This window comes from Pseudoalteromonas sp. RW-H-Ap-1 (genome assembly GCF_048318575.1).
Taxonomy (GTDB): Bacteria; Pseudomonadota; Gammaproteobacteria; order Enterobacterales; family Alteromonadaceae; genus Pseudoalteromonas.
On the sequence record NZ_CP166996.1, the window covers coordinates 1,402,820 to 1,419,564 of the forward strand.

General features: G+C 40.5%; 10 protein-coding genes. 9 read left to right on the forward strand and 1 reads right to left on the reverse strand.

The genetic code is table 11. From position 1 onward, the window contains the following. Positions 1-154 precede the first annotated feature (154 nt). The gene (locus AB8618_RS06550; protein WP_138604863.1) at positions 155-709 is read left to right on the forward strand and encodes a TIGR00645 family protein; all 555 of its coding nucleotides are present in this window, start codon (positions 155-157) and stop codon (positions 707-709) included. A gap of 59 nt (positions 710-768) precedes the next feature. Here AB8618_RS06550 and AB8618_RS06555 read toward each other — a convergent pair whose 3' ends face one another. Beyond that, complete coding sequence (locus tag AB8618_RS06555; RefSeq protein ID WP_413401850.1) at positions 769-2,409, reverse strand: alpha-glucosidase family protein; 1,641 nt, start codon at positions 2,407-2,409, stop codon at positions 769-771. A gap of 658 nt (positions 2,410-3,067) precedes the next feature. Between AB8618_RS06555 and AB8618_RS06560 the strand changes: the two genes are divergently transcribed. The 8 genes from AB8618_RS06560 (at position 3,068) to AB8618_RS06595 (ending at position 16,692) form a co-directional block, all read left to right on the forward strand. After that, positions 3,068-5,863: a TonB-dependent receptor gene (locus tag AB8618_RS06560; protein WP_413401851.1), complete on the forward strand. Its 2,796-nt coding sequence runs from the start codon at positions 3,068-3,070 to the stop codon at positions 5,861-5,863. 100 nt (positions 5,864-5,963) lie between these two features. Further along, positions 5,964-7,457: a tryptophan halogenase family protein gene (locus AB8618_RS06565; RefSeq protein ID WP_413401853.1), complete on the forward strand. Its 1,494-nt coding sequence runs from the start codon at positions 5,964-5,966 to the stop codon at positions 7,455-7,457. Between the two features lie 136 nt (positions 7,458-7,593). After that, entirely contained in the window at positions 7,594-9,453 is a 1,860-nt protein-coding gene (locus AB8618_RS06570) for an alpha-amylase family protein (protein ID WP_413401855.1), read from the forward strand. Then, a complete protein-coding gene (locus AB8618_RS06575) occupies positions 9,443-10,933 on the forward strand; it encodes an MFS transporter (protein ID WP_413401857.1) in 1,491 nt (496 codons plus the stop codon). The genes AB8618_RS06570 and AB8618_RS06575 overlap by 11 nt, the downstream gene beginning before the upstream one ends. A 36-nt stretch (positions 10,934-10,969) precedes the next feature. Then, positions 10,970-13,372, forward strand: a complete 2,403-nt coding sequence (locus AB8618_RS06580; protein ID WP_413401859.1) for a glycoside hydrolase family 15 protein — start codon at positions 10,970-10,972, stop codon at positions 13,370-13,372. 70 nt (positions 13,373-13,442) lie between these two features. Further along, positions 13,443-15,155: an alpha-amylase family glycosyl hydrolase gene (locus AB8618_RS06585; protein WP_409425298.1), complete on the forward strand. Its 1,713-nt coding sequence runs from the start codon at positions 13,443-13,445 to the stop codon at positions 15,153-15,155. Between the two features lie 498 nt (positions 15,156-15,653). Beyond that, positions 15,654-16,118, forward strand: a complete 465-nt coding sequence (locus AB8618_RS06590; protein WP_409425299.1) for a hypothetical protein — start codon at positions 15,654-15,656, stop codon at positions 16,116-16,118. A gap of 133 nt (positions 16,119-16,251) precedes the next feature. Next, positions 16,252-16,692: a hypothetical protein gene (locus AB8618_RS06595; RefSeq protein WP_409425300.1), complete on the forward strand. Its 441-nt coding sequence runs from the start codon at positions 16,252-16,254 to the stop codon at positions 16,690-16,692. Positions 16,693-16,745 lie beyond the last annotated feature (53 nt).

Sequence of the window (16,745 nt, forward strand, 5' to 3'; positions counted from 1 at the left end):
GTTGGTAAACTGATTTTTAATCACAATTCACACAAAGGAAAACGAAATATTTTTATCGTCAGGATAAGCATATTGCGTACCTACTTTTAGGCTGAAGTGATTGTGTTAGCGTTTAATTTAAGCTAATGTCGCGTTTTAATTTTTAGGTGCCCCTATGTCAGAGCCACACACAAATAATACAAATAAAAAAATACATCCTGTTCATAAAGTAGAGCATGCGCTTGAGTCGTTTATATTTAAAGGACGCTGGTTACTTGCCCCATTTTTTGTAGGCTTATTATTTGCTGTGGTTTTATTACTTATAAAGTTTTTTAAACAGCTATATTTGATGGGGATAGCGACGTTTACTGCTAGTAATCAAGAGTTGTTGGTTGGTATATTAACGTTAGTTGATACTGCTTTGTTAGCAGGTTTGCTGTTGATTATTATTTTTAGCGGCTACGAAAACTTTGTCTCTAAGCTTAATATCGAGAATCATGAAGACCGCCCAGTATGGATGGGCAAGGTCGGGTTTTCTGGTTTAAAAATGAAGCTGATCAGTGCAATAGTGGCCATTTCAGCCGTTGAGCTGTTAAAGGTCTTTATAAGTTCTGCGTCTCATTCTAATGATGAACTACTCTGGAAAGTGCTGATCCATGTAACGTTTGTGGTATCAGGTGTACTATTTGCTTTTACTGATTATTTAAATAGTAAAACAATTAACCACTAAAAATTTGCTATAAAAAACCCGAGCAATGCTCGGGTTTTTTTACTTATAAATGCTAACAATTAACTGCAGCGGGCGTAGTAGCAGCCAAAAGGTTCAATAGTTAGTGTTGCATTGTTAAGCTGTGCATTGTGATGAGAAAGCGTGTTATGTTCTTTTTCAACACTAACATCAATAACAAGCTCTGCTTTTGCCCCGCTTAAATTGAATACACACAACATCTTTTCTTCGTTTAATGTGCGGTAAAACGCCAAAATTGGCTCGGCGGTTTGTATAAACTCAATATCACCTTTAAGTAGTACCGGCTGGTTTTTACGCCAAGCCATAAATTCACGGTACGCGTTTAATATTGAGTTTACATCATTCTCTTGTTCAGCAACTGCTTGTAGCCTGTGTTGTTGATCAACAGGTAACCACGGTTTTACCTCACTAAATCCTGCATTGTGTGGATTGCTTTGTGAGTTATCTAGGTTCTCCCAAGGCATTGGGGTACGACATCCATCACGACCTTTAAAGTTTGGCCAAAAAGTTATGCCGTATGGGTCTTGTAAATCTTCAAACGCAACGCTGGCTTCACCGAGTCCGAGTTCTTCACCTTGATACATACACACGCTGCCACGAAGTGAAGCGAGTAGAGCAGTCAACATTTTACATTGCGCTGGGTTTACCTCTCCCGTTTCACTCCAACGGCTAGCAACACGTTCTACGTCATGGTTGCTAAATGCCCAGCAAGGCCAGCCTTCAGTCATGCGTTGCTCAAGTGTAGTAACGGTGTTTCTTATATACTCGCTCGAGTAATCATCCGTTAATAGCTCAAAGCTGTAACCCATGTGCAGTTTATCGCCACCTTGGGTGTATTCTGCCATTGTGGCTAATGAATCTTCAGATGAAATTTCACCCAGTGATACGGTACCAGGGTACTTGTTGAGTAAAGTACGAATATCACGCATAAACTCTATGTTTTCAGGCTGGGTATTATTGTAGTAATGGTACTGAAATGCATACGGATTATCTTCGCTAAAGCCACGGCCTTGACGTTTTTCTTTTGGTTTAGCTGGGTTATCACGAAGCAAAGCGTCATGGTAGCAAAAGTTAATTGCGTCTAACCTAAAGCCATCCACGCCTTTTTTAAGCCAGAATTCAACATTATCTAGAACGGCTTGACGAACTTCAGGGTTATGAAAGTTAAGATCAGGCTGTTCAGTAAAAAAGTTATGCAAGTAGTATTGTCCACGACGCGGCTCCCATTGCCATGCACCACCACCAAAAATAGACAACCAATTATTAGGTGCTGTGCCATCTTCTTTAGCATCGGCCCATACATACCAGTCGGCTTTGTCGTTAGTTAAGTCTTCACGGCTATCAATAAACCATTGATGTTGATCTGAGGTGTGGCTTAGCACTTGGTCAATAATAATTTTAATGTCGCGTTGATGTGCTTGTGCAATTAACTCATCAAAATCAGCTAAATTACCAAAAAGCGGGTCAATATCACGGTAGTCGCTAATATCATAACCAAAATCTTTCATAGGCGATTTAAAGAAAGGTGAGATCCAAATAGCATCTACCCCTAAGCTTTTAATGTAATCAATACGATTTATTATTCCTTTTAAGTCACCAATGCCATCGTTGTTGCTATCTTGAAAGCTACGCGGATAAACCTGATAAATAACCGCACCTTTATACCATTGCTTTTGGGCCATGCTTTTCTCCGTTTTCACACTGTCTTTGTGTTGTTCTTTTTTAGAGGTAATAATCCTCGTTTATTTGAAAAAGCATACTTGAAGCCTGTCATGCTGTAAAAATCCTGCATACGTATGCACCTATTTGAAGGCATTAAAACAAGGTGTACAAATCATTAAGACAAGCGTTTTGGGTCGTGGATTATTCTTATTTTACTTTACCAATTCTAATATTGAGTTGTTAATTTATTGTTTGCGCCATGTAGGTGCGTAAAAACAAAGGTGTGCACTGAGTTGGTGTTTTTTAGTATTGGTCTTACCAATTTAATTTGAATAGATAGTGTGTTTAATAATAAATTAAAAAATAAAATTACTTTGTTTCACTTTATTATCGTTTTATGAATGGCTTATTTCCTAAAAAAATAAATAAAGGTTATCGTCAATCTCATAAAGTATAATTGCATCAAAATAATCTATTGTAAAACAGTTGCTTACATATTTGGTTGTAAATTTAATGTTAACTTTGGCTGTGTAATGCTATTTTGAATACGTATGCATAAAGTTGTTAATAAAATAATACGAGCGTTAATATTCATCCTGACAACAAAATAAGCTCGCATGTTTAACTATCACTTAAACAAGTAAGCGGGTATCACATTATGGGTAACGGGAAAACATTATGGCTATGTTCAAACCAAGTATATTAACGCTAGCATTAACTGCTGCCGGACTATCAAGCTTTGCCACCACCGCGGCACAAGAAGAAACGATAAAAAATGATGATGTAGAAATCATCGAAGTAAAAGGTTTTCGCGGTAGTGTTGTTGAATCAATTAATACTAAGCGTTTTTCAACACAGGTTGTTGAGTCAATCTCTGCAGAAGACATTGGTAAACTTCCAGACTCATCTATTGCAGAGTCAATCGCACGTTTACCAGGTTTAACAGCCCAGCGTCTTGATGGTCGTGCTAGCCGTGTAAGTGTTCGTGGTTTTAGCGAAAACGAAAGCGCAACAACCTTTAATGGCCGTGAGCAGGTATCTATTGGTGACAACCGTGGTGTTGAGTTTGACCTTTACCCATCAGAAATAATGAGCGGTGTTACTGTTTATAAAACGCCAAGTGCTAGCATTGAAGCTGAAGGCATTGCCGGTGTTATCGACATGCAAACGGTAAAGCCTTTAAGTAAAGGTGAACAAGTGATCATGTTTAATGGTCAGTATGAGCAAACTAGCTTTGATAAATTAAACCCGGATGGCGATGACAAAGGCTTTCGTGGCACCGTTTCATACATAGACCAGTTTGCAGATGACACTATAGGTGTAGCATTTGCTTACAACACAATGAGTTCTCCAAACCAAGAAAAACGCTGGAATTCTTGGGGTTACCCTGAGTTTACAGGGAATGATGGCCAAAACTATTCAATTTTAGGCGGCGCTAAACCTTTCGTACGCTCATCAACACTTGAACGTGATTCAGCGATGCTAGTAGTGGAAGCTGCACCAAATGATCGTTTAAACATGACGTTTGATGCGCTATATGTAGATTTTAATGATGAAAAAATCTTACGTGGTATTGAAGTTCCTTTCGCCTGGGGTCAAGGTAGCATCGACCCAAATAGTGTTACTGTAGATGAGCAGTCTGGCTTTATTACCAGTGCAGTAACCGAAGGTCAACGTGTTGTTGTTCGAAACGACTATGAAGAGCGAAAAGCAGAGCTATCACAATTTGGTTTTAATGCAAAATACGATATTAACGATGATTGGTCTGTTGAGTTTGATGCAAGCCGCTCAAAAGTAGATCGTACTATTTGGAGTATTGAAAGTTATTCAGGTACTGGCCGTGGCGATGCAAACGGTATTGCTGATAACATAGGGTATGCATTTGATGGTGGAAATACGGGTGCACAATTTACTCATCAGCTTGATTACAGCGACTACGACTTAATTCAGTTAGGTGGCCCCTTATCTTGGGGTGGCAGTGCTGCGCTAAATAACAAGTACGGCTTAAATGACACGGCTTATCAAAATACCGCACAAGATGGTTTTATTAATGCACCAGAGATTAGCGATGAGCTTTCAACGCTTAAGTTAGCGGCCAGTAAAGTACTTGAAAACGAATACTTTAGCCGTATTAATTTTGGTTTATCTTACCGCGACCGTGAGAAAGTAAAACAGTCTGAAGGCTACTTCATGACTTTAAAAGATTTCTCTTTAGATAATCCAGGCATGGTATCAGTACCAGAGCAATACCGTCTAGGTTCGGCAAGTTTAGACTTTATTGGCATGGGTGACATGATTGCTTATGACACTAACGGCCTAGTAAATGATGGTTATTACGATCTACTGCCAGAAAGCTTAACGGATCAAAAGCACTTAACCCGTTCGTGGACAGTTCAAGAAGAAGTTACCGCTGCATTTATTCAAGCAGACATTAACGCTGAAATTGGTGGCATACCGGTAACAGGTAATGTAGGTATACGTTATGTTCGCACTGAGCAGTCATCACAAGGCTTTGAAGCATCAAATATTAATGGTTTAGTTATTGCGTCACCTACTGATATTAGCCACGACTATTCAAATGTATTACCAAGCTTAAACTTATCTTTTGCAATTGACCAAGAGCAAACAATTCGTTTTGGTGCGGCTAAAACAATTTCTCGTGCTCGCCTTGATGAAATGCATGCATCGATTGAAACAAGTTATAACAGCGAAAAGCCAGACGAAAATGGTAACTACTGGTCTATTTCTGGTGGTAATGCAGAGCTTGAACCAAAAGAAGCAACAGGCTTTGATTTAACATACGAAAACTACTTTGATGCAGAAGGTTACTTTTCAGCAGCGTTATTTTATAAAGACATTGACCAATGGATTTTTGATGAGCGTTACGATGTTGATGTAACAGGTAAAGAAGACCCTGCAACAGGCGAGTTGCCTCCAGCAGACAGAAATACAGCTACTCGTTCAAGTAAAGTGAATGGTGGCGACGGAAGTTTATGGGGCTATGAGCTTTCATTATCATTCCCGTTCAGTGTATTACATGAGTCGTTAGAAGGTTTTGGTTTAATTGCGAGCCACACCAGCGTTGAGCAAGACTTGCAAGATCAAAACGGAAATGATTACGAACTACCAGGTTTGTCAGATAAAATTGATAGCCTAACTGTGTACTTCGAACGCAATGGTTTCCAAGCACGTACCAGTATGCGTAAACGTAGTGACTTTAAAGGTGATATCTACGGTTCAGGTTTTGCAACACAACAAGTTGATATACTTGGCGAAACTATTTGGGATGCGCAAGTAGGCTATGACTTTGCTGATTCAGGTATTGCTGGTTTTGAGAACTTATCAATGACGTTCCAAATTCAAAACATTACCGAAGAAGCGTTCACATCATTGCAAGGCGATAATGCACTGCAAGTGCGTGACTACCAAGACTATGGCCGTACATACTTACTCGGTGTAAGCTACAAGCTATAATAAGTTTTGTATTAAGAAGCCCTTGTAATTAGTTTTACAAGGGCTTTTTTATAGCTACTTTACCTAAGTTTTATCAACCTTTATGAACGTGAGCAATAATATGAAACCAATAAAGCATGTCGTCATTGCAGGCGGTGGAACAGCCGGTTGGATAACCGCAGCACTACTTAATAAAGTGTTAGGTAAAGTAATTAATATTACCCTTATTGAATCAAGTAGCATTGGTACTATAGGCGTTGGTGAAGCGACCATTCCGCCTATTATTGGGCTTAATAATGCGCTCGGTATTAATGAGCAAGATTTTATAAATGCCACTAATGCGTCTATTAAACTGGGTATAGAGTTCGAAAATTGGAAAACACCAGGGCATAGCTACATGCATGCATTTGGCTCGTTTGGTAAAGATTTTCCCTTTTGTGACTTTTATAATTTTTGGGTGAAAGGACAGATTAATGGCAACGAGGACTCTTTATGGGATTTTTCTCTTAACTATCAAGCTGCTAAACAAAACAAATTTACGCTACTAAATGCTATTCCTAATACTCAATTACCAGGGCTTAGTTATGCGTTTCATTTTGACGCTACTTTATATGCTGAATATTTAAAAAATCTTGCATTGTCACGCGGCGTTGAACACATTGATGCAAAAATAGAACACGTTGAGCAATGCCCAGACACAGGTAATATCACCAACTTAATGCTTGACGATAATAGCCAAATCCAAGGCGATTTATTTATAGATTGTACTGGCCAGCGCGCACTTTTAATTGAACAAACTCTCAATACGGGGTTTGTTGATTGGTCGCATTATTTACCATGCGATAGGGCTGTTGCAGTGCAATCAATAGGCAACAACGAATTAAAGCCCTATACGCGCTCCATAGCACATGACGCAGGTTGGCAGTGGCAAATTCCGCTACAAAACCGAACAGGAAATGGCTTAGTGTATTGCAGCCGTTATTTATCAGATAAGTCAGCAACCGCGCTTTTATTAAATAACTTACCTGGTGAGCCAACAACAAGCCCGCGTTTAATAAAATTCAAAACAGGTCGTCGTTTAAAGCAGTGGCATAAAAATGTAGTCGCAGTAGGGCTCTCTAGTGGATTTTTAGAGCCCTTAGAGTCTACTAGTATTCACTTAATACAAAGTGCGGTCATACGTTTAATTAAGTTGTTTCCTCATAATGGGGTTAGTGATGCGTTAGTAACTGAATTTAATAAGCAAAGCATCAGTGAAATCGAGCATATTCGTGACTTCATTATTTTGCACTATAAATTAACTGAGCGAGAAGACACCCCATTTTGGCGTCAATGTAAGCAAATGGAAATTCCTCAATCGTTAGCGCATAAAATGGATTTATTTAAACAAACGGGCAAAGTCATGCGCGAAAACGACGAGTTATTTGCAGAAGTAGCTTGGCAGCAAGTGTTTATAGGTCAAGGCCTAATACCAAATGACTATAACAGTATTGTTGACTCATTAAGCAGTGAACAACTAACGGATTTATTCATAACGTTAAAAACCCTAATAAATTCAACGGTAGATAAACTACCTACTCATAAAGAGTTTTTAGCTAAGTTAAAAACAAACTAAGTGGCGTGACGTGGTGCTTTGGTTGCGGGTTAATTGTCACTGAATATGGCTGTGAATACGTATGCAGCAACTGTAACCAAGCCTTACTTAGCTTTAGTATAAACCTATAACAACACTGAAATAAAAATGACACACAATGAAAAAAAGATTTTACACGCCGTTGCTTATATGCAGCGCATTGCTGGTGCACGGTTGCAGTGATGACAAAGAGACAAAAACAGATTTGTTAGTTAAGCAAACAGACCCAGTTAAGCCTGTGGTATATCAAGTATTTACTCGTTTATTTGGAAACACCCAAACCGCTAATGTGCCATGGGGAACCAAAGAGCAAAATGGAGTTGGTAAGTTTGCTGATTTTAACGACGCGGCATTAAAAGGCATTAAAGAGCTAGGTACCACGCATGTGTGGTACACCGGCGTTTTGCATCATGCCTTGGTGGGTGATTACACTGAGTACGGTATAAAACAAGACGATCCTGATGTGGTAAAAGGGCGTGCAGGTTCGCCTTACGCAATAAAAGATTATTACGATGTAAACCCTGATTTGGCAATTAATGTTACTAATAGACTCGAAGAGTTCAGCGCGCTAATTGAGCGTACTCATGAGCATGACATGAAAGTAATTATTGATATTGTTCCTAATCATGTGGCTCGAGATTATCACTCAATCGCAAAGCCTAACGGCGTGAAAGACTTTGGTGAGGACGATGATACTAGCAAGGCGTATGCTAAAAATAATAATTTTTACTATGTACCGGGTGAATCATTTAAAGTACCAACAAGCGACAGCTACCAAGTATTAGGTGGCAACAAACACCCTTTAGCCGATGGTCAATTTAGTGAAATCCCAGCAAAATGGACTGGCAATGGTGCACGTGCTCCAAAGCCTGATATAAACGACTGGTACGAAACGGTAAAAGTTAACTACGGTGTTAAACCCGATGGCAGCCTAGACTTTCCAACTTTACCTAAATCGCTTGAAAACCAAGATTACCGTGCACATTATGAATTTTGGCAAGATAAAGAACTGCCAAATAGTTGGTATAAATTTAGAAATATTGCCCTTTATTGGTTAGATAAAGGGGTTGATGGCTTTCGCTATGATATGGCTGAAATGGTACCCGTTGAATTTTGGAGCTTTTTAAATTCATCAATAAAAACACATAAACCCGATGCGTTTTTACTCGCCGAAGTATATAACCCATTGATGTACCGCACCTATATTCACCAAGGTAAAATGGACTACTTGTATGACAAGGTCGGTTTTTACGACACCCTAAAAGGGATTATGCAAGGTAAGCAACCCGCTAACACGTTATTTAAAGCACAAGCTGAAGTGGCAGATATTGAACAGCACATGCTGCACTTTTTAGAAAACCATGACGAACAACGTATCGCAAGTCCTGACTTTGCTGGCGACGCTGCATGGGGTAAACCGGCTATGGTGGTTTCTAACTTAATTAGTCGTTCGCCAACCTTGCTTTATTTTGGCCAAGACGTAGGTGAAGATGGATCAGAAAACGCAGGCTTTGGTTCGCCTACACGCACTAGTATTTTTGATTACATTGGCGTACCAGCGCACCAAGCATGGATGAATAATGGCAAGTTTGATGGCGCAAATTTAACTCCTGAGCAAGCACAGTTACGTCAATACTATATCGCAATTATGGCACTTAATGGTTTACCTGCTGTTGTTGCCGGTGATATGGCACCCTTGATGGTAACAGGCAGTGATAGAGTGGTGGGTTTTGTACGCACCTTAGGCCAGCAATCATTATGGGTGCTGAGCAACTTTAGCCAGCAATCCCAAACAGTCACTATTACGCTCACGCCGAATCAAGCAACTATGCTCAAACCAAACTCAACGCTATACGACCTACTAGAGTCGCATAGCAGTATTTTGGTGAGCGATGAGAAACAAAATACAACCTTTACGCTGACCCTTGATGCACTCAGCAGTGCCGTTTTAACAAATAAGGCTGATCATGAATTATAACAACAAACCAACCTTAAGCTTTTGGCAAATATGGAATATGTGCTTTGGCTTTTTAGGCATTCAATTTGGCTTTGCACTGCAAAACGGTAACGTAAGCCGTATATTTCAAACACTTGGCGCTAATGTCGACGATATTCCTATTTTATGGGTTGCAGCGCCGCTCACGGGCTTAATTGTGCAACCAATTATTGGTTATTGGAGTGATAAAACTTGGGGCAAATTAGGCCGCCGTCGTCCTTTCTTTTTATACGGCGCTATATTAACCACGTTATCGCTTTTTATTATGCCAAATTCTCCCACGCTTTGGATTGCTGCGGGTATGCTGTGGATTATGGATGCCTCAATTAACGTTACCATGGAACCGTTTCGTGCATTAGTAGGCGACAACTTGCCAAACAAGCAGCGCGCCACAGGCTATGCCATGCAAAGCTTTTTTATAGGTGTGGGAGCGGTGGTTGCATCAGCACTGCCTTGGATGATGACCAACTGGTTTGATATTGCTAATACTGCACCGATTGGTCAAATTCCTGATTCTGTAAAGTATTCGTTTTACTTTGGTGGGGTTATTTTATTTATTGCAGTTGGCTGGACTATTGTCACCACAAAAGAGTACTCACCTGAGCAGCTCGCACAATTTAATCAACAAGAATCACAAACAACACAAACCAATATTACTAATAGCGTTAATTTTACCAAAGGCGGCGTTATTTTTAGCGGCTTAGGTTTGCTTGTTTTAGCCACAGTATTAGGGCTGGATCTGGAAAAAGAACTTTACTTGCTGGCTGCTGGGTTAGTTAGTTTTGGTGTTATTCAATTTATTGCAGCGGCATTAAAAGCTAAACAGCACACTAGCGGCGGTTTTTATAATGTAGTGAATGATGTTTTCACTATGCCTGAGGCGATGAAGCAATTGGCATGGGTACAATTTTTTAGTTGGTTTGCGTTATTTGCTATGTGGATTTACAGCACCTCAGCGGTTACTAGCTTTCATTACGGTAGTACCGACACCAGCTCGTTAGCCTACAACAACGGTGCAGATTGGGTGGGTATATTATTCGCTGCATACAACGGCTTTGCCGCGATTGCTGCTTTATGTATCCCGATCATCGTTAAACGCGTGGGATTAAAAATAGCACATGCACTTAACCTTATTTTAGGTGCGCTGGGCCTAGCGAGCTTTATGTTTATAAAAGATCCAAGCTTACTTATTTGGCCAATGATAGGCGTAGGTTTTGCGTGGGCGTCTATTTTGTCATTACCCTATGCAATGTTAAGTACTTCGGTACCGAGTCATAAAATGGGCGTTTACATGGGCATTTTCAACTTTTTCATTGTGATCCCACAATTATTAGCTGCCAGCGTATTGGGGTTAATATTACGCCACTTTTTTGAAAACCAACCTATTTACGCATTAGTACTGGGCGCTGTGTCGTTTGTACTTGCAGCAGTTGCGGTATTGCGTGTTAAGCACACTCAATAAAGTAACGAGTAAACTGAAATTAATTAAGGCTTTAAAATGAAAAAATTAAATACAATTACCACCAGTTTATTAATGCTTGGTTTAACAGCTTGTGGCGCGCAGCAAGAGCCTTCAAACAGCGCTGTAATGCAGGTATCGGCACCAGGTGCCCCTGGGGCAGAGCCATTTTGGGCTTATGCAGGTAAAACTGGTATTGGCACATCTTTTGAGCAATATCAAAATGGCCACTACAGTGATGAGGCCCCTACAGGAGCGGTTTCAAAAGTATGGTTTTCAATTGCTAAAGGTATGATCACCGAAACAATGTTTGGGCTTATTCACCAAGCGCAAATTAAAGACATGCAATTTGTGGTAGTAGGAAAGGATTTTACAGTCACAGAAGCTGACGATTTAGACGTTACCATTGACTACTTATACAAAGACGATAAAGGCCGCCCGTTATCATTAGCTTACAAAGTAGTAAGCAAAGATAAGCAAGGCCGCTTTAGCCTCGAAAAACACATATTTACCGATCCTGATGGGCAAAGCTTATTTGTACGCAGTATTTTTAATACCGAGCTTGAAGGCGTTAAGGCATACGTAAGCGTTAACCCGTATGTTGATAATAACGGCCTTGATGATTTTGCTAAAACCACAGAACAAGGACTGCTTGCATGGCAAGACAACAGCTACCTTTCATTGCAAGGTGCTCAGCCATTTAAACAAACAAGTGTTGGTTTTACAGGTGTGAGCGATGGTTTAAGCCAGCTTAAAACAACTCAGCAGCTTACTCAGGTTTATAAAAATACCGGTGAACAATCGGGTAATGTTAGCCTACTAGCAGAGCTGGGTGAAATTGGTGAAAACAGCCAGTTCGATTTAACCCTAAGCTTTGGTAATAGCGAACAAACCAGCTTTAAACAAGGCCAAGCTACGTTAGCCAAAGGTTACCAAGCGGTGCTTGATAATTACAACGGTAAAGGCGAAGCGCTTGGTTGGCAAGATTACCTGCAAAGCCTTGCACCGCTAAATAACATGAGCGAACAAACCGCAGATAACGGCAAGTTACTTTACACCAGTGCAATGGTACTTAAAGCGCAAGAAGATAAAACTCATGCAGGCGCACTTATTGCCTCATTATCTAACCCATGGGGCGAAACCGTATCGGCTAAAACCGGCTCAACTGGCTACAAAGCGGTATGGGTGCGCGACTTTTATCAAGTTGCCATGGCGTTTATGGCCATGGGCGATAATGCGACCGCTAAAACCGCATTCGAATACCTTGAAAAAGTTCAAGTAAACAGCAAAACCCCTGGCAATAAAGGCGATACAGGGTGGTTTTTACAAAAAACACATGTTGATGGTGAACTAGAATGGGTAGGTGTACAGCTTGACCAAACAGCAATGCCACTTATGCTTGCTTGGAAACTCCATCAGGCAGGTGTATTAAGTGATGCAGAGCTCAGCGATTGGTATAGCCGTATGTTAAAACCTGCGGCAGACTTTTTAGTTGAGGGTGGCCGTGCAAACATTCTATGGAACGACACACAAATAACGCCGCCAGCTACTCAGCAAGAACGCTGGGAAGAGCAAGAAGGGTATTCGCCATCAACCACCGCCGCGGTTGTTGCCGGTTTAATTACTGCAGCCGATATCGCTAAACTAGCAGGTGATGATGCCAATGCAACACGTTACCTAAATACAGCTAAGCGTTATAACAATGATATTGAAAAATTAATGTTTACAACGGCTGGTAATTTAGAGTCGAGCGCTTCTGATGGTGAATATTTTATTCGTATTGGCCAAGATAAAGACGCCAATTCAAATACTAAAATTAACGCTAATAATGGCCGTGAAGGCTTTAATAAAAAGCAAATACTCGATGGTGGATTTTTAGAGTTGGTTCGCTATGGCGTACGTGATGCGCTAGCGCCTAGCATAGTAAAAACACTGCCAGAATATGATGACGAAACCCTAACCGATAACCTACAAGTTAAATACAGCTTTGAGTTTACTGACGGCAGCGGCACATTTGCAGGCTACCGCCGCTATGGTAACGACGGGTACGGTGAAGACGAAGTAACGGGCGCTAACTATGCGCAAGGTGGAAAAAACAGCCCAGGGCAACGTGGGCGAGTTTGGCCATTTTTTACCGGTGAACGTGGTCATTATGAAATTGCCGCCGCAAATGCCAATAATAGTTTAGATACAACAAAACAGCAGGCTATTAAAAATAGCTACGTAAAAGGGCTAGAGCAATTTGCCAATCAAGGCATGATGCTACCTGAACAAGTATGGGATGGTGTAGGCATTAATAAAGCGGGTTACACGTTAGGCGAGGGTACAAACTCGGCCACACCACTGGCGTGGACACATGCGGAATACGTAAAGCTAGTGCGCTCATTAAGCGACAAACAAGTATGGGATCATTACCCGGTGGTAACTAAAGCACTAAAATAACCGCAAACTAATTAACATATCCGTAGTAAAATACGGCTATGTTATTTGTTACAATAATAACGAGGCTGAAATGAAAACATTTACCTTGAGCGCATTAGCATTAGCAATCATGCTAACAGGCTGCCAAAGCGCACCATCATTAAATAACAAAACGAATAACACCGAAACATCGCCACTAAATACTGAACAACAAGCAAACCCTTGGTGGGAAAGCGCCATTTTTTACCAAATTTGGCCACGCAGTTTTTACGACAGCAATGCTGATGGCCATGGCGATTTTAATGGTATGACCCAAAAGCTACCGTATCTACAAGAGCTCGGCGTAAATGCACTGTGGTTAACCCCGATGTTTGAAGCACCGTCGTATCATGGCTATGATTTTACTGAATTTTACCAAGTAGAAAACGACTACGGCAGCATGGCCGAGTTTGAAGCCTTTATAAAAGCTGCTGACGACAAAGGCATGAAAGTCATACTTGATTTAGTTATAAATCATATATCAAGTAACCATGAATGGTTTCAACGTTCAGCAAATAATGAAGCCCCTTATGCAGATTACTTTATTTGGCGCGACGATATGCCAAAAGCCGGAAGTGGTTGGGGACATGCTTGGAGTAATAACGACAAACCCGATGCTGTATGGCATTGGAATGAAACACGCCAGCAGTATTACTATGGTGCGTTTGGAGCGAGCCAACCTGACTTGAATTTACGCCACCCTGATGTTGTTTCCGAAATGGAAAAAATGGCTAAGTTTTGGCTTGATAAAGGCGTTGCAGGGTTTAGATTAGACGCAGTTCGTTTTGCCATGGAAGGTTGCGCAGATGCGCAAGCCGATACCGACGAAACCATTGCATATTGGCAGCACTTTAACCAATACGTAAAAAGCGTTGATCCAGAGGCCTATTTAGTGGGTGAAGCATGGGCTGACATTCCCGTTGCAGCAAAATACTTTGGCGAAGGTAAAGGCCTCGACCAAGGCTTTGATTTTGAAGTGGGCTATAAAATACTGGGCTTATTAAAACCCGATGCCAGTGGTGAAGCGCAATTTGGCACCATGCAATCTAACCAACAAGCGAGCACAGTTGATGCCAATGTGCTCAAACAAAATTTACAGCAGCGTATTGATTCAACTGCGCCGCTTGATTTTTTTGCACCGTTTTTAACTAATCACGACCAAGAACGTGTGGCTTATCAACTTGCAGAGCACGACGATAAAGCAAAACTTGCTGCCGCCATGTTATTTAGCTCTCCGGGTACACCGTATATTTATTACGGCGAAGAGGTTGGTTTAACACAAGGTGGAACAGGTCACGATGTGTATAAACGCGCGCCAATGCAGTGGAATAACAGCAACCAAGCTGGTTTTACTCAAGCTCAAACAAGTTGGGTTGAGCAGGCTGAACTGTTTGGTGATAACTACACCCAGTGGTGGCCTGAATATTTAGCACAGCAAATTAATGCAGCTGATCGCAATGTAAAAACGCAACAAGCACAACCTGATTCACTATGGCGTTTATACCAGCACTTAATCGCACTAAAAAAACAGCGCCCAGAACTGGGTATTAAAGGCCGTTATGAATTAACACAGCATAACAACGGCCTTGTTGAAATAACCCGCGAGTTAAACGGCAGTAAAAGTATGTTTATACTTAATTTAACCGCTAACCCACAAACCATCAGTAGTATTAAACGCGATGGGTTAACGCCTAACTGGCAACACGACCTCAATGACGAGCAACTCGCTGGCTATGGTTTGTTGTTACTGAATAACACACTGTAATAAAATTACAAAAAGGGGCTAACATACGTTAGCCCCTTTTTGTAAAAATGTTTTTATTGCATTGCCCTAAGTTATAGCGCATTTTAATGAATCATAATTAGCTTAACTTCATCTGGCGCCATGGCGCTTATCAGGAAAATCACTATAAAATGCAACCCATCACAGGTAGGTATTTACGGTACGTAATGAATACTGACGTACCAACATAGATTCAGCGATGTAATTTTAAAATGGTGAACGCGTTTTCATATCATTACCAATGTCGGTGGCTGTATAAACATACAGTATGGTTGTTTTTCTCTCATATTCAAGAAAATGAGCGCCGAGTGCACTTTCTTTTTTTATTATATTTAGTAGCAAGAAATAATTATAGCTAGCAATGAGTTAAGTTATTTGTTAAAAAGTAATTAATGAATATATTAGCGTGACGTTGGCAGAAATATACGCGACGAGCGCACTATAAAATTGTTATGCGCCAATTAGCCATGGAGCACGAAATTGAGTAAAGAGTTCTCTTCGAGAAAAATAAAATTTGTCAAAGCCCTTCATGAGCTTTCAAGTAGTTCAAAGAAAGTGCTATGTGGAATCGTGGCTGTATTACTTGTTATCCATATCTTTTTATCAATCTACTTAGCCGACTTTACTTGGTTTGCAGCATTCGGCGCATTGCTTTCTATTTTTGGCTTGCTGGCTTCATTCAGTTATGCGTTGCCTATCGAGGAAATTGATCCCAAGGATTTAGAGTCCACGCTAGAGGGGGAGCATTATGCAGTTGGTGGCTCACCAATGGCAGAACTTGTAACAGATCGAGAAAGTATAGATCGAATTAAGCAGTCGAATATAGATAGCGTGCTCAAAAAGTATGAGAATATTTCCACCTATATCATATTCACCATTCTAGGAACTTTAATTTGGGCGTATGCAGGTTTTTTAAACGTGGTGTTTGCTAGTTCATGCGCATAACAATCAGCTCAAACCGACCTCCACTGCGTTACTCGTTTTGTGCTTTTTCGCTACGCTCGCACAAAACCATCAACTCCGTTCCGGCGGCTTAGCTGGGCGTTATATGCTTTGAGTCTTCATGGAGTTTTAGTGCATGAAAAGAGAGCCACGAAATTCAGATATTAAATTTAAGCCAGCAGTGGTTTCTTGGTTTAAAAATAGACCCGATGCACAAGCTCATTTTGATCCTGTGAAAGAGTTTTTGGTTAGTTGTTACTCGGGATCAAATTATGGCTTTATTAATAAAAAAGCTTACCCCGAATACAGATTTAATTCAGTAGGTAATAACGAGGTTTACGTTGTTATTCGAGCGTCACAAAATCACACTCTAGTAAGAGTTCGGGTTGACTCTTTGAAAGTCAAAATTGAGTTTGATGATTACTATAAAACTATTGCCAACAAACATGGTGAAAGAATTGATGTTTATGACTTTGTAGTGTCAAAAACAAGCGATTTAAAAATAATAAGTGATTTTTTTAGAAAACATGAAATTCATAATTTTACAGCACAAACTAAACGAGACACCCATCTTTAATTTTGTGCTTACAATGGTTTCAAACTATGCTTTAGGCAGTATGAATAAATAGG

Coding starts and splice junctions, on each gene's coding strand:
- AB8618_RS06580 (WP_413401859.1), top strand. CDS start 10,970: ATGAAAAAATTAAATACAATTACCACCAGTTTATTAATGCTTGGTTTA.
- AB8618_RS06585 (WP_409425298.1), top strand. CDS start 13,443: ATGAAAACATTTACCTTGAGCGCATTAGCATTAGCAATCATGCTAACA.
- AB8618_RS06560 (WP_413401851.1), top strand. CDS start 3,068: ATGGCTATGTTCAAACCAAGTATATTAACGCTAGCATTAACTGCTGCC.
- AB8618_RS06595 (WP_409425300.1), top strand. CDS start 16,252: ATGAAAAGAGAGCCACGAAATTCAGATATTAAATTTAAGCCAGCAGTG.
- AB8618_RS06555 (WP_413401850.1), bottom strand. CDS start 2,409: ATGGCCCAAAAGCAATGGTATAAAGGTGCGGTTATTTATCAGGTTTAT.
- AB8618_RS06575 (WP_413401857.1), top strand. CDS start 9,443: ATGAATTATAACAACAAACCAACCTTAAGCTTTTGGCAAATATGGAAT.
- AB8618_RS06570 (WP_413401855.1), top strand. CDS start 7,594: ATGAAAAAAAGATTTTACACGCCGTTGCTTATATGCAGCGCATTGCTG.
- AB8618_RS06550 (WP_138604863.1), top strand. CDS start 155: ATGTCAGAGCCACACACAAATAATACAAATAAAAAAATACATCCTGTT.
- AB8618_RS06565 (WP_413401853.1), top strand. CDS start 5,964: ATGAAACCAATAAAGCATGTCGTCATTGCAGGCGGTGGAACAGCCGGT.